The organism is Streptomyces sp. NPDC032198, from assembly GCF_040636975.1.
Lineage (GTDB): Bacteria > Actinomycetota > Actinomycetes > Streptomycetales > Streptomycetaceae > Streptomyces.
Genome location: NZ_JBEZVL010000003.1, coordinates 415,305 through 436,449 on the forward strand (window position 1 = coordinate 415,305; position 21,145 = coordinate 436,449).

At 69.8% G+C, this 21,145-nt stretch carries 17 protein-coding genes and 1 pseudogene; 5 read left to right on the top strand and 13 right to left on the bottom strand.

Translation table 11 applies throughout. The features are described from left to right. Positions 1–18 precede the first annotated feature (18 nt). Positions 19–897, bottom strand: a complete 879-nt coding sequence (gene sucD, locus AB0E78_RS09910; protein ID WP_361830111.1) for a succinate--CoA ligase subunit alpha — start codon at positions 895–897, stop codon at positions 19–21. An 11-nt stretch (positions 898–908) separates the two neighbouring features. Beyond that, positions 909–2,048: an ADP-forming succinate--CoA ligase subunit beta gene (sucC, locus tag AB0E78_RS09915; protein WP_361830112.1), complete on the bottom strand. Its 1,140-nt coding sequence runs from the start codon at positions 2,046–2,048 to the stop codon at positions 909–911. Between the two features lie 201 nt (positions 2,049–2,249). On the opposite strand from sucC, the gene AB0E78_RS09920 reads away from it, so the two are divergent. From AB0E78_RS09920 to AB0E78_RS09940, 5 genes are all read left to right on the top strand, one after another. Continuing rightward, on the top strand, positions 2,250–3,944 hold the full coding sequence (locus AB0E78_RS09920; protein WP_361830114.1) for a thiamine pyrophosphate-binding protein: 1,695 nt from the start codon (positions 2,250–2,252) through the stop codon (positions 3,942–3,944). Positions 3,945–3,956: 12 nt separating this feature from the next. Beyond that, on the top strand, positions 3,957–5,189 hold the full coding sequence (frc, locus tag AB0E78_RS09925) for a formyl-CoA transferase (RefSeq protein WP_361830115.1): 1,233 nt from the start codon (positions 3,957–3,959) through the stop codon (positions 5,187–5,189). A gap of 3 nt (positions 5,190–5,192) precedes the next feature. After that, positions 5,193–7,337 (top strand): acetate--CoA ligase family protein, encoded by a 2,145-nt coding sequence (locus AB0E78_RS09930; protein ID WP_361830117.1) that lies wholly within the window; start codon positions 5,193–5,195, stop codon positions 7,335–7,337. 125 nt (positions 7,338–7,462) lie between these two features. Then, positions 7,463–8,851 (top strand): OFA family MFS transporter, encoded by a 1,389-nt coding sequence (locus AB0E78_RS09935; protein ID WP_361830118.1) that lies wholly within the window; start codon positions 7,463–7,465, stop codon positions 8,849–8,851. Beyond that, the gene (locus tag AB0E78_RS09940; protein WP_361830119.1) at positions 8,851–10,224 is read left to right on the top strand and encodes an OFA family MFS transporter; all 1,374 of its coding nucleotides are present in this window, start codon (positions 8,851–8,853) and stop codon (positions 10,222–10,224) included. Before AB0E78_RS09935 ends, AB0E78_RS09940 begins: the two co-directional genes overlap by 1 nt. A 102-nt stretch (positions 10,225–10,326) precedes the next feature. Here the strand turns inward: AB0E78_RS09940 and AB0E78_RS09945 are convergent, their stop codons facing one another. The 11 genes and pseudogenes from AB0E78_RS09945 to AB0E78_RS09995 form a co-directional block, all read right to left on the bottom strand. Then, a complete protein-coding gene (locus AB0E78_RS09945; RefSeq protein WP_361830121.1) occupies positions 10,327–11,481 on the bottom strand; it encodes a sugar phosphate isomerase/epimerase family protein in 1,155 nt (384 codons plus the stop codon). A 144-nt stretch (positions 11,482–11,625) separates the two neighbouring features. Next, a complete protein-coding gene (locus AB0E78_RS09950; RefSeq protein WP_361830123.1) occupies positions 11,626–13,017 on the bottom strand; it encodes a nucleotide pyrophosphatase/phosphodiesterase family protein in 1,392 nt (463 codons plus the stop codon). Next, positions 13,014–14,183 carry a metabolite traffic protein EboE gene (gene eboE / locus AB0E78_RS09955; protein ID WP_361830125.1) on the bottom strand — a complete coding sequence of 390 codons (1,170 nt, stop codon included), beginning with the start codon at positions 14,181–14,183 and terminating at the stop codon, positions 13,014–13,016. Before eboE ends, AB0E78_RS09950 begins: the two co-directional genes overlap by 4 nt. 3 nt (positions 14,184–14,186) lie before the next feature. Next, positions 14,187–15,035, bottom strand: a complete 849-nt coding sequence (locus tag AB0E78_RS09960; RefSeq protein WP_361830127.1) for a TatD family hydrolase — start codon at positions 15,033–15,035, stop codon at positions 14,187–14,189. Beyond that, positions 15,035–15,718, bottom strand: a complete 684-nt coding sequence (locus AB0E78_RS09965) for an EboA domain-containing protein (RefSeq protein WP_361830129.1) — start codon at positions 15,716–15,718, stop codon at positions 15,035–15,037. The genes AB0E78_RS09960 and AB0E78_RS09965 overlap by 1 nt, the downstream gene beginning before the upstream one ends. Beyond that, a complete protein-coding gene (locus AB0E78_RS09970; protein ID WP_361830453.1) occupies positions 15,715–16,590 on the bottom strand; it encodes a sugar phosphate isomerase/epimerase family protein in 876 nt (291 codons plus the stop codon). The genes AB0E78_RS09965 and AB0E78_RS09970 overlap by 4 nt, the downstream gene beginning before the upstream one ends. 164 nt (positions 16,591–16,754) lie before the next feature. Beyond that, on the bottom strand, positions 16,755–17,519 hold the full coding sequence (locus AB0E78_RS09975) for a hypothetical protein (protein ID WP_361830479.1): 765 nt from the start codon (positions 17,517–17,519) through the stop codon (positions 16,755–16,757). Next, positions 17,516–17,695 (bottom strand): hypothetical protein, encoded by a 180-nt coding sequence (locus tag AB0E78_RS09980; RefSeq protein ID WP_361830481.1) that lies wholly within the window; start codon positions 17,693–17,695, stop codon positions 17,516–17,518. The genes AB0E78_RS09975 and AB0E78_RS09980 overlap by 4 nt, the downstream gene beginning before the upstream one ends. Positions 17,696–17,855: 160 nt before the next feature. Beyond that, positions 17,856–18,287 (bottom strand): annotated as a pseudogene (locus tag AB0E78_RS09985) (UbiA family prenyltransferase); the annotation flags it as partial. Between the two features lie 212 nt (positions 18,288–18,499). Beyond that, a complete protein-coding gene (locus AB0E78_RS09990; protein WP_361830131.1) occupies positions 18,500–19,660 on the bottom strand; it encodes an inositol-3-phosphate synthase in 1,161 nt (386 codons plus the stop codon). Between the two features lie 108 nt (positions 19,661–19,768). Then, the gene (locus tag AB0E78_RS09995) at positions 19,769–21,130 is read right to left on the bottom strand and encodes a ThuA domain-containing protein (RefSeq protein ID WP_361830133.1); all 1,362 of its coding nucleotides are present in this window, start codon (positions 21,128–21,130) and stop codon (positions 19,769–19,771) included. Positions 21,131–21,145: the final 15 nt, after the last annotated feature.

The following is a 21,145-nucleotide window of genomic DNA, read 5'->3' on the forward strand; positions in this document are numbered from 1 at the left end:
TGTCACCTATGAGTGACATCACGCCCCGAGCTGGTTGAGAACGAGGCGGGCGGTTTCGGTCGGTGTGGCGCCGACCCGTACCCCGGCGGCTTCGAGCGCCTCCTGCTTCGCGCGTGCGGTGCCGGAGGAGCCCGAGACGATGGCTCCCGCGTGCCCCATGGTCTTGCCCTCGGGTGCGGTGAATCCGGCGATGTAGGCGACGACGGGCTTGGTGACGGCCTGTTGGATGTAGGCGGCGGCGCGTTCCTCCGCGTCGCCTCCGATCTCCCCGATGAGGACGATGAGTTCGGTCTCGGGGTCGTCCTCGAAGGCGGCGAGGCAGTCGATGTGTGTGGTGCCGACCACGGGGTCGCCGCCGATGCCGACGCAGGTGGAGAATCCGATGTCGCGCAGTTCGTACATGAGTTGGTAGGTGAGCGTTCCGGACTTCGACACCAGGCCGACGCGTCCGGGTTTGGTGATGTCGGCGGGGATGATGCCCGCGTTGGCCTGCCCGGGGGTGATCAGCCCCGGGCAGTTGGGGCCGATGACGCGGGTGCCGCGCTTCTTGGCGTAGGCGTGGAAGGCGACGGCGTCGTGCACGGGGATGCCCTCCGTGATGACCACGGCGAGACCGATCCCGGCGTCGGCGGCCTCGGTGACCGCCGCCTTGGAGAAGGCGGGCGGCACGAAGACGACGGTGACGTCGGCGCCGGTGGCCTTCATGCCGTCACGGACCGAGCCGAAGACGGGTACGGCGCGGTCGTCGAAGTCGATGATGCGGCCCGCCTTGCGCGGGTTGACGCCGCCGACGACGTTCGTGCCGGCCGCGAGCATGCGGCGGGTGTGTCTCATGCCCTCGGCGCCGGTCATGCCCTGGACGAGGACCTTGCTCTCCTTGGTGAGGTAGATCGCCATGTCCCGGCTCCTTAGGCTGCGTTGGTGTGACCGGCGAGTTCGGCTGCGCGGCGTGCGGCGCCGTCCATGGTGGTGGCCTGCTGGACCAGAGGGTGAGCGCGTTCGTCGAGGATGGCGCGGCCCCGTACGGCGTTGTTGCCGTCGAGGCGGACGACGAGCGGCTTGGTCAACTGGACGGATTCCAGGGCCTGGACGATGCCGTCGGCGACGGCGTCGCAGGCCGTGATGCCGCCGAAGACGTTGACGAAGACGGACTTCACGGCGGGGTCGGAGAGGATGACGGAGAGGCCGTCGGCCATGATCTGGGCGGAGGCGCCCCCTCCGATGTCGAGGAAGTTCGCGGGGCGCGCCCCGCAGCCCGCGACGACGTCGAGGGTGGACATGACGAGGCCCGCGCCGTTGCCGATGATGCCGACCTCTCCGTCGAGCTTGACGTAGTTGAGGCCCTTGGACGCGGCCGCCGACTCCAGCGGGTCGTCGTGCGCGGAGTCGTCGGCGCCCCAGCGTGCCTGACGGAAGCGGGCGTTGTCGTCCAGCGTGACCTTGCCGTCGAGGGCGAGGATCTCTCCCTGGGCGGTGCGGACGAGGGGGTTCACCTCGACGAGGAGCGCGTCCTCGCCGATCAGCACCTGCCACAGCCTGACCAGTACGTCGGCGGTGGCTTCGGATAGTCCCGCCGCCTCGGCGATCTCCGCCGCCTTCTCCGCGTCCACTCCCGCCGCCGGGTCGATCTCCACGCGCGCGACGGCCTCCGGGCGGCTCGCCGCCACCTCCTCGATCTCCATGCCGCCTTCTGCGGACGCGATCGCGAGGAAGCGTCCTGCCGCGCGGTCCAGTACGTACGAGACGTAGAACTCGCTGTCGATCTCGACGGGCTGGGCCAGCATCACCTTGTGCACGGTGTGGCCCTTGATGTCCATGCCGAGGATCTGGCGTGCCGTGATCTCGGCCGCGGCCGGGTCCGCCGCGACCTTCACACCGCCCGCCTTGCCGCGTCCGCCGGTCTTCACTTGCGCCTTGACGACGACGCGGCCGCCCAGGCGCTCGGCGCTCGCGCGTGCGTCCTTCGCCGTGTCGGCGACCTCCGCCTGCGGCACCAAGATGCCGTATTCCGCGAAGAGTTCCCTTGCCTGGTGCTCGAACAGGTCCATTCCGGCTCCTCACCGCTGTGTCGATCCGGGGAGCGACCCCCGGGCCCCCGAAAAGTGACGCACGCCCCCTGGACACCACCCACCGGATGCGGGATAACAAGCTTCATACAGTATTCGTCGACTGTATGCAATCTACCGCGAGAGCACCTATGAGCAGCGTGTGAGCGCTCCAACTCCCCTACGAAGGGACAGGACTTCGCCATGCCCGACGGCAGCAGCGACACGAACCAAACCCACATCTCCGGTGGGCATCTGGTCGCCAAGGCACTCAAAGCAGAGGGTGTGGAGGTCATCTACACCTTGTGCGGCGGCCACATCATCGACATCTACGACGGCTGCGTCGACGAGGGGATCGATGTCGTCGACGTACGCCACGAGCAGGTCGCCGCCCACGCGGCCGACGGCTACGCACGCCTCACCGGAAAGCCGGGATGCGCCGTGGTGACGGCAGGACCCGGAACCACGGACGCCGTCACGGGCGTCGCGAACGCCTTCCGCGCGGAGTCCCCGATGCTGCTGATCGGCGGCCAGGGAGCGCACACCCAGCACAAGATGGGGTCGCTCCAGGACCTTCCGCACGTCGACATGATGACGCCGATCACCAAGTTCGCCGCGACCGTGCCGGACACCGCGCGGGCGGCCGACATGGTGTCGATGGCCTTCCGTGAGTGCTACCACGGCGCTCCCGGACCGTCCTTCCTGGAGATACCCCGCGATGTGCTCGACGCCAAGGTGCCGGTGGAGAAGGCCCGGGTGCCGCAGGCAGGGCAGTACCGCGCCTCCACCCGCTCGGTGGGCGACCCCGAGGCCATCGAGAAGCTCGCCGACCTGCTCGTGCACGCCGAGAAGCCCGCGATCCTGCTGGGCAGCCAGGTGTGGACGACACGGGGAACGGCGTCCGCCATCGAACTCGTGCGGACCCTGAACGTGCCCGCCTACATGAACGGCGCGGGACGCGGCACCCTGCCGCCCGGCGACCCGCACCACTTCCAGCTCTCGCGGCGGTACGCGTTCTCCAACGCCGACCTCATCGTCATCGTGGGGACGCCCTTCGACTTCCGCATGGGCTACGGGAAGCGGCTCTCCCCGGACGCGACGGTCGTGCAGATCGACCTCGACTACCGCACCGTCGGCAAGAACAGGGACATCGACCTGGGCATCGTCGGGGACGCCGGCCTCATCCTGAAGTCGGTCACCGAGGCCGCCTCCGGACGTCTCAATGGAGGCGCTTCCAAGCGCAAGGAGTGGCTCGACGAACTGCGCGCCGCCGAACAGACGGCCATCGAGAAGCGGCTGCCCAGCCTCAAGTCCGACGCCTCACCGATCCACCCCTACCGCCTCGTCAGCGAAATCAACGACTTCCTTACCGAAGACTCCATCTACATCGGGGACGGCGGCGACATCGTCACCTTCTCCGGGCAGGTCGTGCAGCCCAAGTCGCCCGGCCACTGGATGGACCCGGGACCGCTCGGCACGCTCGGCGTCGGCATCCCCTTCGTGCTCGCCGCCAAGCAGGCACGGCCCGACAAGGAGGTGGTGGCCCTCTTCGGAGACGGCGCCTTCTCGCTGACCGGGTGGGACTTCGAGACGCTCGTCCGCTACAACCTGCCCTTCGTCGGGATCGTCGGCAACAACTCCTCGATGAACCAGATCCGTTACGGCCAGAAGGCCAAATACGGCGAGGAGCGCGAGCGCATCGGCAACACCCTCGGCGACGTCCACTACGACAAGTTCGCCCAGATGCTGGGCGGCTACGGCGAAGAGGTCCGCGACCCCGCCGACATCGGCCCGGCGCTGCAGCGGGCGCGCGAGTCCGGCAAGCCCTCGCTGATCAACGTATGGGTCGACCCGGACGCGTACGCCCCCGGAACCATGAACCAGACCATGTACAAGTGAGGAGCCCGCGCGATGACGACCAAGGCTCTTGAGGGCGTACGCGTCCTCGACATGACACACGTCCAGTCCGGGCCCTCCGCCACGCAGCTCCTCGCGTGGCTCGGCGCTGACGTGGTGAAGCTGGAGGCGCCCTCCGGGGACATCACGCGCAAGCAGCTGCGCGATCTCCCGGACGTCGACTCGCTCTACTTCACGATGCTCAACTGCAACAAGCGGAGCATCACCCTCAACACCAAGACCGAGCGCGGCAAGGAGCTCCTCACGGAGCTGATCCGGCGCTCCGACGTGATGGTCGAGAACTTCGGGCCCGGCGCCGTGGACCGGATGGGGTTCACCTGGGAGCGCATCCAGGAGATCAACCCACGCATCGTCTACGCCTCGATCAAGGGCTTCGGAGAGGGCCCCTACACCAACTTCAAGGCCTACGAAGTGGTGGCGCAGGCCATGGGCGGCTCCATGTCGACCACCGGCTTCGAGGACGGTCCGCCACTCGCCACGGGTGCCCAGATCGGCGACTCCGGGACCGGCATCCATGCCGTCGCCGGCATTCTGGCCGCCCTCTTCCAGAGGGAGAACACCGGTCGCGGACAGCGCGTGAACGTGGCCATGCAGCACGCGGTGCTCAACCTGTGCCGGGTCAAGCTGCGCGACCAGCAACGCCTGGCGCACGGACCGCTCGCCGAGTACCCGAACGAGGACTTCGGTGACGAGGTGCCGCGCTCGGGCAACGCGAGCGGCGGCGGACAGCCCGGCTGGGCCGTCAAGTGCGCGCCGGGCGGACCGAACGACTACGTGTACGTCATCGTGCAGCCCGTCGGCTGGCAGCCGCTCACCGAGCTCATCGGGCGTCCCGAGCTCGCTGAGGACCCCGAGTGGGCCACTCCGGAGTCGCGGCTCCCCAAGCTCGGCAAGATGTTCCAGCTGATCGAGGAATGGTCCTCCACGCTCCCCAAGTGGGAGGTCCTGGAGCGGCTCAACGCCCACAACATCCCGTGCGGCCCGATCCTCTCCACCAAGGAGATCATCGAGGACGCCTCGCTGGCCGCGAACGAGATGGTCGTCGAGGTCGCGCATCCGCAGCGCGGCTCCTTCACCACGGTCGGCTCCCCGCTGAAGCTGTCGGACTCCCCCGTGAACGTGGTCAGTTCGCCGCTCCTGGGCGAGCACAACGCGGAGGTCTTCGTCGGTGAGCTCGGCCTCGGTGACGAGGAACTGCGTCTGCTCAAGTCGAACGGAGTGATCTGATTGATGGCCGAAGACCGCGCACTGACGGTGCGGGCGCTCCTCGACTCGGTACGCGCGGAGGGGCGGACGTCCCTGACGGCGCCGGAGGGAAAGATCCTCGCGGACGCGTACGGGATCGCCGTGCCGGGCGAGGAGCTGGCGACGGACGTGGACGAGGCGGTGGCGCACGCGGCCCGCTTCGAGGGTCCCGTCGTCATGAAGATCGTCTCCCCCGACATCCTGCACAAGACCGACGCGGGCGGTGTCATCGTCGGGGTGCGGGGCGCCGCCGACGTGCGGGCCGCCTTCTGCGAGATCGTCAAGAACGCGCGTGCGTACGCTCCGGAGGCACGTATCGAGGGTGTGCAGGTGCAGGAGCTGCTGCCCTCCGGCCAGGAAGTGATCGTCGGGGCGGTGACCGACCCGACGTTCGGGAAGGTCGTCGCCTTCGGTCTTGGCGGCGTACTCGTCGAGGTCCTCAAGGACGTCACCTTCCGCCTCGCGCCGGTCGACGCGGACGAGGCCGCATCGATGCTCGACTCGATCCGCGCCGCCGAGATCCTGCGCGGCGTACGGGGCGCGCCCGCGGTGGACCGGTGGGCGGTGGCCGAGCAGATACGCCGGGTGTCCCAACTGGTCACCGACTTCCCGGAGATCGCCGAGGTGGACCTCAACCCGGTGATCGCCACTCCGGAGGGCGCGATCGCCGCCGACATCCGCGTCATCCTCTCCGAAGGGGCTCCGAAGCAGCGTCGCCGGTACACGCGCGAGGAGATGCTCACGTCGATGCGGCGGCTGATGGAGCCCCGCTCCGTCGCCGTGATCGGCGCCTCCAACGAGCAGGGCAAGATCGGCAACTCCGTGATGCGCAACCTCATCGACGGCGGCTTCTCCGGAGAGATCCATCCGGTGAACCCCAAGGCCGATGACATCTTGGGCCGCAAGGCGTACAAGAGTGTCACGGACGTTCCCGGTGAGGTGGATGTGGCGGTCTTCGCGATCCCCGCCAAGTTCGTGGCGTCGGCCTTGGAGGAGGTGGGCCGCAAGGGCATCCCCAACGCGGTCCTGATCCCCTCCGGGTTCGCCGAGACCGGTGAACAGGCCCTTCAGGACGAGATCGTGGAGATCGGCGAGCGGCTCGGTGTGCGCCTGCTCGGCCCGAACATCTACGGCTACTACTCGACGTGGCAGAACCTGTGCGCGACGTTCTGCACGCCGTACGACGTCAAGGGCGGGGTCGCGCTGACGAGCCAGTCCGGTGGCATCGGGATGGCCATCCTGGGTTTCGCGCGCACTACGAAGACGGGCGTTTCGGCGATCGTCGGGCTCGGCAACAAGTCCGACCTGGACGAGGACGACCTGCTTACGTGGTTCGGCGAGGATCCCCACACCAAGTGCATCGCCATGCACCTGGAGGACCTCAAGGACGGCCGCGCCTTCGTGGAGGCCGCGAAAGCGACCGTCCCGAAGAAGCCCGTCGTGGTCCTGAAGGCCGGACGTACGGCCGCGGGGGCGAAGGCCGCCGGATCGCACACGGGCGCCCTGGCGGGCGACGACGCCGTGTACGACGACATCCTCAGGCAGGCGGGCGTCATCAGGGCCCCCGGCCTCAACGAGATGCTGGAGTACGCGCGCGCGTTGCCGGTGCTTCCCACCCCGCAGGGCGACAACATCGTGATCATCACGGGTGCGGGCGGCTCCGGTGTGCTGCTCTCCGACGCGGTGACCGACAACGGGCTGCGGCTCATGGAGATCCCCGACGACCTGGACGCGTCCTTCCGGGCGTTCATCCCGCCCTTCGGGGCGGCGGGCAACCCCGTCGACATCACCGGGGGCGAGCCCCCGTCGACGTACGAAGCGACCATCAGGCTGGGCCTGGAGGATCCGCGCATCCACGCGCTCGTCCTGGGCTACTGGCACACCATCGTCACCCCGCCCATGGTCTTCGCCGAACTGACGGCCCGCGTGATCGCGGAGTTCCGTGAGCGAGGCATCGAGAAGCCCGTCGTGGCATCCCTCGCGGGCGACGTCGAGGTCGAGGAGGCCTGCCAGTACCTCTTCGAGCGAGGCGTCGTGGCGTACCCGTACACGACGGAGAAGCCGGTGGCCGCGCTCGGCGCGAAGTACCGGTGGGCCCGGGCGGCCGGCCTGTTGGGGGGCGGTCCATGAGGTGACCGGTGAGGGGGCCGGCCGGCGGTGCGCGTCGGCCGGCCCCGGGACCCGTGCGCACACGAAAGGAATTGGACAGGGGGCGCTGGCCAGGATCTTTTCGACGCGAGGGGTGCTAGAGCGACATGACGACAACAGACATACCCACAGCCGTCCCGTACAGGGAGGTGACGGACTCCAACGGCCGGATGTTCCGGGTCGGCGAGACCGACGTCGACATCATGGGCCGCAAGCGCAAGTGGATGGTCATCCTGCCGTGGGTCGGCATGATGGGAATCAGTTCGGCGGAGTACGCGTTCGCGTCGGCCGAGGACACCCTGCGCGAGGCGCACGCCTGGGGCGACACCGCCATTTTCTGGATGCTGGGGGTCTGGGTCTTCTTCCAGGCCGCCGTGGCCTTCCCGGCGGGCAAACTCCGTGAGAGCGGGAAGCTTCCGGCACGCTGGGCGATGATGTGCGGCGCTGTCGGCACCCTGCTGGGATATCTGTCACTGGCGTTCGCACCTCATGTCGTCGTCGCCTTCATCGGCTTCGGCATGTTCAGCGGTATGGGCGCCGGAATGGTGTATGCGACCTGCGTGAACATGGTCGGCAAGTGGTATCCCGAACGGAAGGGCGGAAAAACCGGATTCGTCAACGGCGGATTCGCCTACGGTTCGGTGCCGTTCGTGTTCATCTTCACCGGCTTCATGGATCTGACGAACTTCCGCTGGGTGCTCGTGAGCGTCGGCCTCCTCCTGGCGGCGATGGTCGCCGTGGCCGGTTACTTCTTCCGGGACCCGCCGAAGAACTGGTGGCCGGCCGACGTGGACCCGCTGCGGCCGCCCAGCGACCCACGGGCCAGGCGCGCGCTGGCGATGAACCCGCCGGCCGTGCACCAGTACACGCCGAAGGAGGCGTGGCAGACCGGGCGGGTCGCGCTGATGTGGTTCTGCCTGCTGTGCACATCGGGCGTGAACATCTTCGGCATCGCCTTCCAGGTGGACATCGGGAAGGAAGCCGGATTCGCCGGTGGAATCGTCGCCACCGCGATGTCCTTGAAGGCCATCGTCAACGGCACGGGCCGAGGTGTCATCGGCTGGCTCTCGGACCTCTACGGACGCAAACGCTGCCTGATCTTCGTCTGTATCGTCCTCGGCCTTTCCCAGTACGGAATCCTGTGGGCCGCGGACATCAAGAACCTCCCGCTTTTCCTGATCTTCTCCAGCATTTCCGGATTCGGAGGAGGCGCCATCTTCCCGATGTTCGCGGCGATGACGGCGGACTACTTCGGCGAGAACAACAACGCGTCCAATTACGGCCTGGTCTACAGCTCCAAGCTGGTCTCCGGGCTTCTCGGCTCCGGTATGGGCGCCATCGTGGTGCACAACTGGGGACACACCGGCGCCTTTACGCTGGCCGGCTCGATTTCCCTGTTCGCGGGATTCATCGCGCTCTTCCTTTCCCAGCCGGGAAGGCCCAAGGACAAAGGCATCAAACCCAATCCGCAACCCCTCGGTGAGGAGATGGCCTGATGACGGCGGAGCCCATCGCCGCAAGCAACAAGGTGCCGGCCGGCACCCCGTATCGCGAGATCACCGACGAGCACGGCCGCGTCTATCGCGTGGGCGAGACGGACCGGGACATCCTCGGCCACTCCCGCAAGATCATGGTGTACCTGCCGTGGGTCGCGATGATGGCCATCAGCGTCTTCGAGTACGCGTTCGGCTCGGCGGAGGACACCCTGTCCCACGCCCACGGCTGGACGCAGTCCAACACCTTCTGGATTCTGAGTGTCTGGGTCTTCTTCCAGGCGGGCATAGCGTTCCCGGCCGGATGGATGCGCGAACGAGGCATCCTCACGGCGCGCAACGCCATGTTCATCGGGTCGTTCATGTGCCTGATCGGATTCCTCGCCCTCTCGCACCTGAACAACGTATGGCTCGCGATCATCGGGTTCGGCGTCATCGGCGGCGTGGGCTCCGGCTTCGTCTACGCGACCTGCATCAACATGGTCGCCAAGTGGTTTCCGGAACGCCGCGGCGCCAAGACGGGGTTCGTCAACGGCGGATTCGCCTACGGCTCGCTGCCGTTCATCTTCATCTTCAACTACGCCTTCGACACGGGCAATTACCACCGCGTCCTCGACCTGATCGGCGCGTACATCCTGGTCGTCGTGCTGGCCTGTGCCTTCTTCTTCAAGGACCCGCCGAAGAACTGGTGGCCCTCCGAAGTCGACCCGCTGGCGAAGTCGGGCGCCTCCAAGGACGCGGCCAGCCTCGCCAAGAATCCGCCCGCGGTACGTCAGTACACGCCGAAGGAAGCCATCAGGACGGGCATGCTGCCCCTGATGTGGTTCACCCTCGTCATGACGGCGGGCGTGTCCATCTTCGGGATCTCCTTCCAGGTGGACTTCGCCAAGGAGGTGGGCTTCGGGCCGCTGGTCGCCGCGACGTCGATGGGGCTCATGGCCGTCATCAACGGCATCGGACGCGGGGTGGTCGGCTGGCTCTCCGACATCTGGGGCCGCAAGGCGACCCTGGTGTTCGTGATCCTGGTCCTCGGGCTCTCCCAGTTCGGTGTGATCTGGGCGGGCGACATCCACAGCGAATGGCTGTTCCTGGTCTTCGCGTTCCTCTCCGGATTCGGCGGCGGTGCGTTCTACCCGATGTTCGCGGCACTGACCCCGGACTACTTCGGCGAGAACTACAACGCCACCAACTACGGGCTCGTCTACAGCGGCAAGCTGATCAGCGGCCTGTTCGGCGGCGGGCTCGGCTCGATGGTGGTGGCCGCGTGGGGCTACAACGGCGCGTACGCGCTCGCGGGCGGCATCTCGATGCTGGCCGCGGCCGTCGCACTGCTCCTCCGCCAGCCGGGACGGGAGCGGGCTCCTGCGCCCGCCTGACCCCCGTGACGCACACACAGCTCTCGCCGCGCGGCTTCCGCGCGGCGAGAGCTGTGTGTGCGGTTCGTGCGGGTGCTTCCCGAGTCTCTTCTCCCGGCTGTGTCAGCGCTTCTTGCGGAGGGCCGCCAGGTTGTCGTAGCCGACCTTCGCGAGCTTCAGGGACTGGCCGAGGTCGGTGCCGCTGGGCGCGTTGTCCTGCTCGACCATGGGGTTGTGGTAGTTCTTCTCGCCGACCCGGCTGAAGAAGGTGCGGTAGTCGATGACGCCCTCACCGAAAGCCACCATGTCGTAGCCCTCACCGCTGGTCTCGTTGCGGGTGCCGTCCTTGGCGTGGAACAGCGGGTAGCGCTTGTTGTTGCGGCTGACCAGCGCGGCCGGGTCGAAGACCTTCTTCCGCTGGGAGCCGTCGTGCGCGGTGTACGTGTGGAACTTGTACTGCGCGACGTGCGCCCAGTAGATGTCCATCTCCAGCCAGACCGACCGCGGGTCGGTGGACTTGAGGAAGTACTCCAGCTTGCGGATGCCGGAGCTGCGGGTCGGGCGGCCCTGCGCGTCGAGCGGGCCGCCGTCGAGCAGGAAGCCGTACGCCGCGTCGTGGTTGTGGGTGTAGAGCTTGATGCCGGCCTTGCGCGCGATGGCGCCCATGGCGTTCCACTTGTCGGCGGCGACGTCCCAGTCGGCCTTGTACGAGCTGTTGGTGGGGTCCCCACCGGTGCCCATGTGGTCCATGCCGAGGATGTTGGCGATCTCCAGGTGCTTCTTGAACGTGTCGAGATCGGGCTGCGAGAGCGGCCATGACCCCGGTATGAAGCCGTGGTTGCCCTGGGCGCGCAGGCCGTACTCGTCGAGCCAGGAGCGCAGCAGCTTGGCGCCCTCGACGGACTCCAGGCCGGCGCCGCCGGGGGCGTTGGCGTGCTGGCCGTAGCCCGCGAACTCGACCTGCTGGTAGCCGTAGCGGGCCAGCTCCTTGAACACCTCGCGGAAACCGGAGGGCAGGGTGCTGGCGAGCGGGTCACGGCCGGTCGCGTCACGCACCGTGTAGAGGATGATCCCGCGCTTCTTCGCGGGCACCAGTTCGTTGCCGTGGCCGTGGCCGCCCTTCGGCTGGGGCTGGGCGAAGGACGGTGCCGCGCCGAACACGGGCGCGGCGATCGCGCCCGCACCGACGGCGGTGCAGGTGCTGAGGAAGCGGCGGCGGTTGATGCCGAGACGCTGTCTGAGGGCCTCGTCGGCGGGAGTGTCGTGGAAGTCGGTCACGGGTGCTCTCCTGGGCTCTTGGACGTGGGCTTTTGACGTGGGCTTTTCGACGTGCGGGCGGACGCCACTGGCGTGTTGTCAGTGATGCGTGCTTCACTCTGTGTAACTGCTCCTGGTCGGGCTTTTGGTGGGGCGAGGTGTGCCTCAGCCCAGGCCGGCCAGGTCGAGCAGGAGGGATTTCACGGCGGTGGCCGCGATCCTGTCGGGAAGTGCATGGGGGGTGGAGCTGATGATGAGCGGACCGTCGTCGTCGCTCGTGGGGAGGCGGCCGTGGCTGCCGCGAATAGGTGACGGGTCGAGGGGCACGACCGCCATGCGGTAGCGCATGCCGAGCTTCTTGCGGGCCAGGGCCTTGGCCGCCTTGACCTTCACATAGGGGTCCAGGGGGTCCATGAAGAGCTCGACGGGGTCGTAGCCGGGTTTGCGGTGGATCTCGACGAGCTGCGCGAAGTCGGGCGCGCGGTCGTCGTCGAGCCAGTAGTAGTACGTGAACCAGGCGTCCGGCTCCGCGACGGCGACGAGTTCGCCGGAGCGCGGGTGGTCCAGGTGGTGGGCCTTCTTGCCTTCGTCGTCGAGGAGTTGCTCGATGCCGGGCACGTCGGCGAGCGCCTGGCGGGTGACTTCGAGGTCCTCGGGCCTGCGCACGTAGATGTGGGCGATCTGGTGGTCCGCGACGGCGAAGGCGCGCGACGTCATCGGGTCGAGGTACTCCATGCCGTCCTGGGTGTGCACTTCGAGCAGGCCCGCGCGGCGCAGGGCGCGGTTGATGTCGATGGGGCGGTCGACGCGGGTGATGCCGTACTCGGACAGGGCGACGACGGTGCGGCCCTCGGCCTTCGCCTCGTCGAGGAGGGGGGCGATGGCCTGGTCGAGTTCGGCGGCGGCCTGGTGGGAGCGCGGGTCGTCGGGGCCGAAGCGCTGCAGGTCGTAGTCGAGGTGAGGGAGGTAGCACAGGGCCAGGTCGGGGTGGCGGGTGCTGATGATGTGGCGCGTGGCGTCCACGATCCAGCGGCTGGAGACGATGTCGGCGCCGGGGCCCCAGAAGTGGAAGAGGGGGAACGTACCGAGCTTCTCGGTGAGTTCGTCGTGCAGGTCCGGGGGCCGGGTGTAGCAGTCGGGTTCCTTGCGGCCGTCGGCGTAGTAGACGGGACGGGGGGTGATGGTGATGTCGGTGTCGGCGCCCATGGCGTACCACCAGCAGATGTTGGCGACGGTGTAGCCGGGGTGCGCGCGACGGGCCGCGTCCCACAGCTTGTCGCCGGCGACGAGGCCGTTGTGCTGGCGCCACAGGAGTACGTCGCCGAGCTCGCGGAAGTACCAGCCGTTGCCGACGATGCCGTGCTCGGCGGGGGTGGTGCCGGTGAGGAAGGTGGACTGGGCCGCGCAGGTGACAGCGGGCAGGACCGTGCCCAGGGGCGCCCGGGAGCCGGACTGACCCAGGGACTTGAGGTGCGGCATGTGGTCGAGGAGACGGGGGGTGAGGCCGACGACGTCCAGGACGAGGAGAGGAGTGGGGCCAGATTCGGGTGCGGTCATGGCAGTTCCTTCAGGCCGAGGTCCGTCAGGAGATCGCGGGCGAGGGTGAGTTCGGCCGCGATTCCGTCGGCGAGCTGGGGGCGGGAGCGGGGACGCAGGGCGGGCGGCAGCGCCTGCCAGGTGTAGGTCTCGACCTCGAGGTGACGGGTGCGGGGTGCGGGCCCGCCGACCAGGTGGGCGAGGGTGTCCTTGAGTACGGGGAGGGTGGAGGTGAGGGGCGGCGCGGGAGCGGCGTGCAGGGGGACGTGGAAGTGGGCGCGCCAGGGTGCGCTCTCGGGCAGGGCGTCGCCGGCGAGGGATTCGCCGAGGTCGTCGGTGCCGCGCAGTCCGGCCGCGGTGCGGGTGCGGGTCTGGTGCAGGAAGCGGGGTTCGTCGAAGGCGGCGAGGGCCTCGCGGACTCCGGGGAGATGGGGGTGTTCGGCGTGCAGGGCGGCGGAGAGCTGGGACTTGACGACGGGGATGCCCGCGGCGGCGAGGGCATCGAGGGCGGTCTGCGGGTCCTCGAAGGAGGTGGCGAGATGACAGGTGTCGACGCAGACACCGATGCGGTCGTGGCCGATCGCGGTGAGGGGGGCGATCGCGTCGCCCGTGGTCTCCACGGTGCAGCCCGGTTCCGGTTCGAGGCCGATGCGGATCGACTTGCCGGTCAGCTCCGCGAGGGCGTCCAGGCGTTGGGCGAGCGCGGTCAGGGCGGCGCGGGCAGCCTCGGCGCGGGTGGCGTCGAAGGGGGTGCGCCAGGCGAGGGGAAGGGTGGAGATGGTGCCTTCGGTGACGTCGTCCGGGAGCAGGGCGGCCAGCAGCCGGGCCAGGTCGGTCGTGTGGGAGAGGCGCTCGGGGTCGGTCCAGTCCGGCTTGTAGACGCGGTACTTGACCTCTTCGGCGCCGAAGCCTTCGTACGGAAAGCCGTTGAGGGTGACGACCTCGAGGCCGCGCCGGTCGAGTTCCGTGCGCAGGCCGCGCAGCGCGGCCGGGTCGGTGACCAGGGCGTGCGCGGCATCCTTGGCGAGCCACAGGCCGATGCCCAGACGGTCCCTGCCAAGCCGTTTGCGGACGGGTTCGCAGTGGTCGCGGAGTTGCGCGAGGACGCCGTCGAGGGTTTCGGCGGGGTGGACGTTGGTGCAGTACGCGAGGTGGACGACGCTGCCGTCGGGGTGCCTGAAGCGCATGGCTCACGCCCCGCCGCGGAGGATGGAGTTGCCCTCGTGGGTGGCTTCGGTGTCCGTGACGTCGAGGGCGAGGCGGCCGCTGAGTCCGTAGAAGGCGACCGGGTTGCGCCACAGCACCAGGTCGACGTCGTCCTCGCTGAACCCGTCCTTGAGCATGGCGTCGGCGACCTTGCGGGTCTTCAGGGGGTCGCTCTTGCCCCAGTCGGCGGCCGAGTTGACCAGGACCCGCTCGGGCCCGTGGTCACGCAGGATGGCCACCATCCGGTCCTCGTCCATCTTGGTGTCGGGATAGACGGAGAACCCGAGCCAGCAGCCGCTGTCCTTGGCCTCCTTGACCGTGGTCTCGTTGAGGTGGTCGATGAGGACGCGGTCCAGGGGCAGCGCGGACTCCCGGATGACGTCGATGGTGCGGCGCAGGCCGGCGAGCTTGTCGCGGTGCGGGGTGTGGACGAGCGCGGGCAGCTCATGGTCGGCGGCGAGCTGGAGCTGGGCGGTGAGCGCGGCGTCCTCGGCCGGGGTCATGGAGTCGTAGCCGATCTCACCGACGGCGACGACGTTGTCCTTCATGAGATACCGGGGCAGCTCGTCCAGGACCGGAGTGCAGCGAGGGTCGTTCGCCTCTTTGGGGTTGAGAGCGATCGTGCAGTGGTGGGCGATGCCGTACTGGGCAGCGCGGAAGGGCTCCCAGCCCAGGAGGGAGTCGAAGTAGTCGAAGAAGGAGGCGGGTGAGGTACGGGGCTGACCCAGCCAGAACGCGGGCTCGACGACGGCACGGACGCCTGCGGCGTACATGGCCTGGTAGTCGTCGGTCGTACGGGACGTCATGTGGATGTGGGGGTCGAAAATGCGCATCAGGACTCCTGCTCCTCGCCGGTGGAAGGGGTCGCGGGGGCCGAGGGCGCCTCTGCGGCCGCGGGGGCCGTAGGGGCGGTCAGGGCCAGGACGCGGTGCAGATCGCTGGGGACGGGGCGCCCGGCCGCGGTGCGTTCGCCCGCGTAGTCGCCGAGCATGCGGGCGAGCTCGGCGTCGGCACCGGCACGGCGTTCCAGTTCGGCGACGGCCTCCACGGGGACGCCGGTGAACAGGCACTTGAGCACCGCGTGGCGCCAGTCGTGCGGGGCGAGGTACCGGGCGGCGTACGGGCCGACGGCGGCGGCGACGAGCCGGGTGTCGTTGGTACGCAGGGCGTCCTCGACCAGGGGCAGCGCCTGCGGGCCCTGGACCAGGTGAGGCAGGGCGTGCAGGACGGCGCGGCGCTCGGCCGCGGAGCCTTGTGCGTAGACGCGGGCGAGGGTGGCCGGATCCGCTTCGGCCGCGTGCAGGAGGAGTACGCGGGCGGCGTCGGCGTTGTCCTGGCCACAGCGTCGGCCGGCTTCGGCGAAGCGCAACTCCCAGACGGGGGTGCCCTTTTGCTCCGGTCGCCCGGGGTGGGCGGCGGCCTCTGCGGTGGCCTGGTCGAGCCAGGCGCGGGCGGCCCCGCCGAGGGTGGCTTCGAGGCGGGTGCGGAGGTCGTCGATGACGGGGGCTTCGGTCACGGGGTTCCTCCTCTGGCGGGAAGGGGGGCTGAGGGTGGGGCCGGGGCTGGGGGTGCGGGGATTGCTTCAATCGCCGCCTTGTGCAGGAACTCGATGGACTGGGCGGCGAGTTGGGGTCCCGCGTGGGAGTGGCGGGGCAGTTCGACGACGGTGAGGCCTTGGTAGCCGGTGGAGGCCAGGGCTTCGAGGACGGGCGGGAAGTCGATCTCTCCGTCACCGAACGGGAGGTGTTCGTGGACGCCGCGGCGCATGTCCTCGATCTGCACGTGCCGCAGCCAGGGGGCGGCATCGCGTACGCAGTCGGCGGGAGACTGCGGTTCGAGGCACTGGCAGTGGCCGATGTCGAGGGTGAGGCCCAGGGGCTGCGGGTCACCCAGTAGGTGACGGAGCCGGTGGAAGTCGGCGAGGGTGGAGAGGAGGTGGCCGGGCTCGGGTTCGATGGCCAGGGGCACGGCGGCGCCGAACGAGGCGTCCAGTACGGGGCCGAGGGCTTCGGCGAGCCGCTGCCAGGCGGTTTCGTCGGAGGTGCCTTCGGGGGTGATCCCGCTGAAGCAGTGCACGGCGTGGGCGCCCAGGTCGGAGGCGACCTGGACGGCCCTGATCAGCAGGCGGACACGGGCGGCGCGCGCGTCCGGGTCGGGGTCGAGGAGCGACGGGCCGTGCTTGCGGCGCGGGTCGAGCACATAGCGGGCGCCGGTCTCGATCGTCACCGTCAGACCGAGGCGCTCCAGCCTGCGGGCCACGTGCCGGGTGCGGGCGGCGAGGTTCGGGGCGAGGGGGTCGAGGTGCATGTGGTCGAGGGTGAGTCCGACGCCCGCGTAGCCGAGGTCGGCGAGGAGCCCCAGGGCGTCGTCGAGCCGGAGGTCGGTCAGGCCGTTGGTGCCGTACCCGAAGCGGAACGGGGACGAAGCCCCCCGGGCGGTGGGGCTTGCGCTCCGTGCGGTCGACTGCGCCTGCGCTTGCGCACGCGCTTGCGGCTGTGGGGTGTTCGGCCCGTCTGTCGTCCCCGTCGTGCCCGTCGTGCCCGTCGTGCCCGTCACGTGACGCTCACCTTCCGGCCGAACTTGCGGGCCGCCGGGGCCAGGGCCGCGGTCAGCAGGGCGGGGCCCAGGGCGCCCGTGCGGGCGGAGAGTGCGGCCTGGAGCGGGATCATGGCTCGGATGCCGCCGCCGACTGCCCGCTGGGTGAGCTGGGGGGACGGGTTGAGCGCCGCGTGGAAAAGGGGCCGGGCGGCGGTGGCCGCGTAGGTGGCGGCGAGCGCGGCCTGGACAGCACCGCGGGCTCCGGTACGCCACGCACTGCCGGACCACCCCGAGGCGGAGCCGCCCGGCACACCGCCGGTACGCCGGACCCGGCCCGCCGTCCGGCCCACCAGGCGGGCCCCTGTCAGCTCCCCCGGGGTGAAGCCCGGCAGACCGCGGGTGGCTGCTTCGCCGCGGGCTACCGGGAGTTGGGGTGGGCGGGCAACGGGGCGGGTGTTGGTGCGCGTACTGGTGCTGGTAGCCGTGGAGGCGCCAACGCCGGTGTCGGATGCGGCACCTATGCCGGTGCCGGTGACGGTGCTGGTGTCGGTGCCGATGAGGGAGCTGGTGTCGGTGCCGGTAACAGCGCCGATTTCGATGTCAGAGCCCGCGCCAGTGCCCTTGCGTGTGCCGCCGCCGTCGCCGCGGCCCCCGTCCACGCGCGCCGCAGCGCCACCCCTTCGGGCCAGCAGTTGCGCGAGCGCGGCTGTCGCGGCGAGGGCGGCCAGGGGCGCCGCCGTGGAGCCGCCCTGTGCCTCACGGCGCGAGACCGCGGTCACCGCGAGGGTGTGGGCGCCCAGGACAAGGGCGGCAGGTACCGCCGCGCGAAGGCCGGGACCGGGGCCAGGGACGAGACCCGCATCGGGGGCGTGAACGAGACCTTGGCCAGGGCCGGAAGCACGACCGAGGCCAGGATCGGAACCAGCCCCGAACCCAGGCCCAGGCCCAGGCTCAAGCCCACGCCCAGGCCCACGCCCGCGACCCCGCCCGGAAAGCCTGGCCGCAAGCCTCGCCAACGGCCTGGAGCACCTCTCCCCCGCCAAACGCCGCCGATGCCCAGCAGTCGGCGCCCCCGCCGAAGCCGAGGCAGCCCCCACCGAGGCGGCCCCCGCCGAAGTAGCCGCCGCCCCCAGCAGCAAGTCCAAGGCGCGGGCCGTGGCCATGGCCGCCGGGCCTGCCGGGGTGTGTTTCAGGCCCAGGTCGTACCCCCACACCGTGACTGCCAGGCCGCTCGCCACCGTCAGGGCGGGGCGGCCCGCGCCGGCAGCCAGGGCGAGGCCTCCTGCCGTCAGAGCCGCTGCCGCGCCCAGGGCCACCGGCGGGGCGATGCGGCCGGACGGCAGTGGGCGGTGGGGGCGTTCGATGGCGTCCTCCTCCCGGTCCGCCCAGTCGTTGAGGGCCATGCCCGCTTCGTAGAGGGAGAGCGAGGCGGCTATGGCGAGCAGAGTGTGACGGTTGGGGCGAAGCCCTGTCGCCGCCGCACCGGCTAGAGCGTCGCCGGGAACGGTGAACAGGGCCGAGACGCGCAGGAGTTCGGCCCAGTCCCGAGCAGCGCCCAGGCGGAGCCCACCGCGAGCGACCGCACGGCCGACGCCCGCCGCCTCGCTCCCACGGCCGTACGAAGCGTCACCACCGCCGACAAGACGCAGCCCCCGCTCAGCCTCACTCACCCCTTCCAGTCGGCCACCCCGCGAGCCCTCCCCCTCACCAGCCGCAAACCCAGCCGCCTCGGAAGCCCCACTCGCCCCCGCCGCCCCCCTCATACCGAAGCCCCCCGCAGCCGGGAAGCGAAGCCCATCAGTGCCTCGTACTGCTCGGCCAAGGCCGATGACGAGCCGTCGTCCGGGTCCTTGAAGTAGAAGCCCAGCTCGCCCAGCGGGCCAAAGAGGCCGAGTTCGTGAGCGCGGGCCACCAGCCTCGCCAGGTCCAGGATCAGCGGGGCCGCAAGGGCCGAGTCACAGCCCTGCCACGTCGTCTGCAGGACCATCCGCGCGCCGAGGAAACCGTCGAACGCGATGTGGTCCCACGCGGTCTTCCAGTCGCCGAGCGACGGGACGTCATCGATGTGGACCTCGCCCTCCGGGGCGGATCCCAACGTGTCGGCAAGCACCCGTTCCTTGCCCGCGTTCTTCGCCGCCGCGGCGGCCGGGTCCGCGAGGGCCGCGCCGTCGCCGCCGCCCAGGAGGTTCGTGCCGGACCAGGCGCGGACGGCCAGCGCGCGCTGGGCGAACATCGGGCCGAGGACGGAGCGCAGGAGCGTCTGGCCCGTCTTGCCGTCCCGGCCCGCGAACGGGAGCCCGGACGAGGCGGCCGAAGCAGCGAGCGCCGGGTGGTGCAAACCGGCGGACGGGGTGAAGTTCACGTACGGGCAGCCGGCCCTCAGCGCGGCCGCCGCGTAGAGGGAGCTCGCGGGCAGCCTGTCCTCGCCGTCCATCGGCACCGGTTCCGTCGACGCGACGTTCACCACCACCGCACGGGCAAGCCCCCTGCGGCGTACGAAGTCGCGGAGGTCGGCGGCGAAGGACTCGATGAGTTCCTCGTCCGTCCGGCCGTCGGAGTCCCCGCGGCGCGGCCCGCCCATGCGGATCTCCGCGTCCGCCGCGGCGAGTTCCGCCGTCACCGCCGACGGGAGGCCGTGCGGGAGCACGCCCCCGGCGGCCAGGTGTTCCGCGCGTTTGGGCAGCGGGCACTCCGCCGTGTCGTGGCCGCCGAAGACGAGCGACGACAACGTTGGCAGACCGCTGTCCGTGAACGGTTGGGTCTCCGTGACCATGCCGGTCGGCGGGTGCAGTCCGGCCGTCACGGCCGCGCACCCCGCGACAGCCGTCGTGGCGACCGAACCACGCGCCCCGATCAGCCACACCCCCGTGAGGCCGCCACCCGATGTGTCAGAAGAACCAGTAGGAGAAGGATTGGGCACGGCTGCCTCCTGTCGTACACGCGGCGAACGCGCGGGGGAAGGGAGAAGAGAGACGGCGGACGGGATGAGACGGCGGGCGGAGGTCCGGCGTCCTCCGCCCGCCGCCGTCTAGCGGCCCACGCCGGTGGCGGCGTCGGCCGGCAGGTCCTTCACCCGGATGTCGCGGAAGGAGACCTGGTCGTCGGCACCGTGGTTCTGGATGCCGATGTGACCGTCCTTGAGGCTCCTCGCCGGATCCGTGTTGGTGAAGTCGTTGATCTTCACTCCGTTGAGATAGACCCGAAGGCGTTCGCCCTCGACCCGGAGCTCGTACGTGTTCCACTCCCCTGCCGGATTCAGCGCCTTGTCGCGCTTCTTCAGGTCGGCGGACTTGAAGCCGTAGACGGAGCCCGTGGTCTTCTCCGGGACGTCGGTGGCGTCGATCTGGATCTCATAGCCGTTGTTCACGGCCGACCAGGGGTCGTCGGAGGGCGGGAAGCCCACGAAGATCCCCGAGTTGTCGTCGCCGTCCATGCGCCAGTCCAGCTTGAGGGAGTAGGAGCCGAGCTCCTTCGCCCCGTACCAGAGCATGCCCATGCCGCCGACGGTCTTCAGGGTCCCGTCGCCCTCGTTCAGCTCGAAGGATCCGGGGCCCGCCTGCTTCCAGGCCTCCAGGGACTTCGCCGTACCGTCGAAGAGCGGTGTGTAGCCCTTCTCCGGGCGGCAGTCGGCCTGCACCGCACCCGTCGCCCAGCGGATCCCGCCGAGCAGATGCGTGCGATACGCGGGATCGGCGAACGACTCCTTGGTGTGGCCACTGCCCGTGTAGAAGGAGCGGCCTCCCTGGTAGTCCTGGCACCAGGCGATGGGATGGTCGCCCGACATCGAGCCGCCGGTGTACGACGACTCGTCGAGCGAGGCGAGGACGTGGGCGCGGTCCCGGGGGTTGGAGCGGTAGTTGTACCACTCGTCGGTCCGGTCCCAGATCCCCGGCAGATGTGCCGTGGACGGGTGCCCGTGGTCCTCGACCCGCACCTTCGCGGGCTGGATCGCGGGGTGCGACTGGAAGTACGCGCCCGCGAGTCCGCCGTAGAAGGGCCAGTCGTACTCGGTGTCGGCGGCGGCGTGCACGCCCACGTACCCGCCGCCCTTCTTGATGTAGCCCTCGAACGCCGACTGCTGTTTGCCGTCGAGGACGTCACCGGTCGTGGAGAGCCAGATCACGGCGTCGTACCGCGCGAGGTTCTTGGCCGTGAAGGCCTTGGCGTCCTCGGTGGCGTCGACCGTGAACCCGTTGGCCGCGCCGAGCTCCTTGATGGCCGCGATGCCTTCGGGGATGGAGTCGTGCCTGAAGCCCGCGGTCTTGGAGAAGACCAGGACCTTCTCACCCGCCTGCTTGCTCTCCGGTTCGGAGGCCGCGGGGCCCGATACGCAGCCGATGAGCAGGGCGGCCGTAGCGGTGGCAAGGGTGATGCGTGCGGATGCCCGCATGGTGGGGTGGCCCCT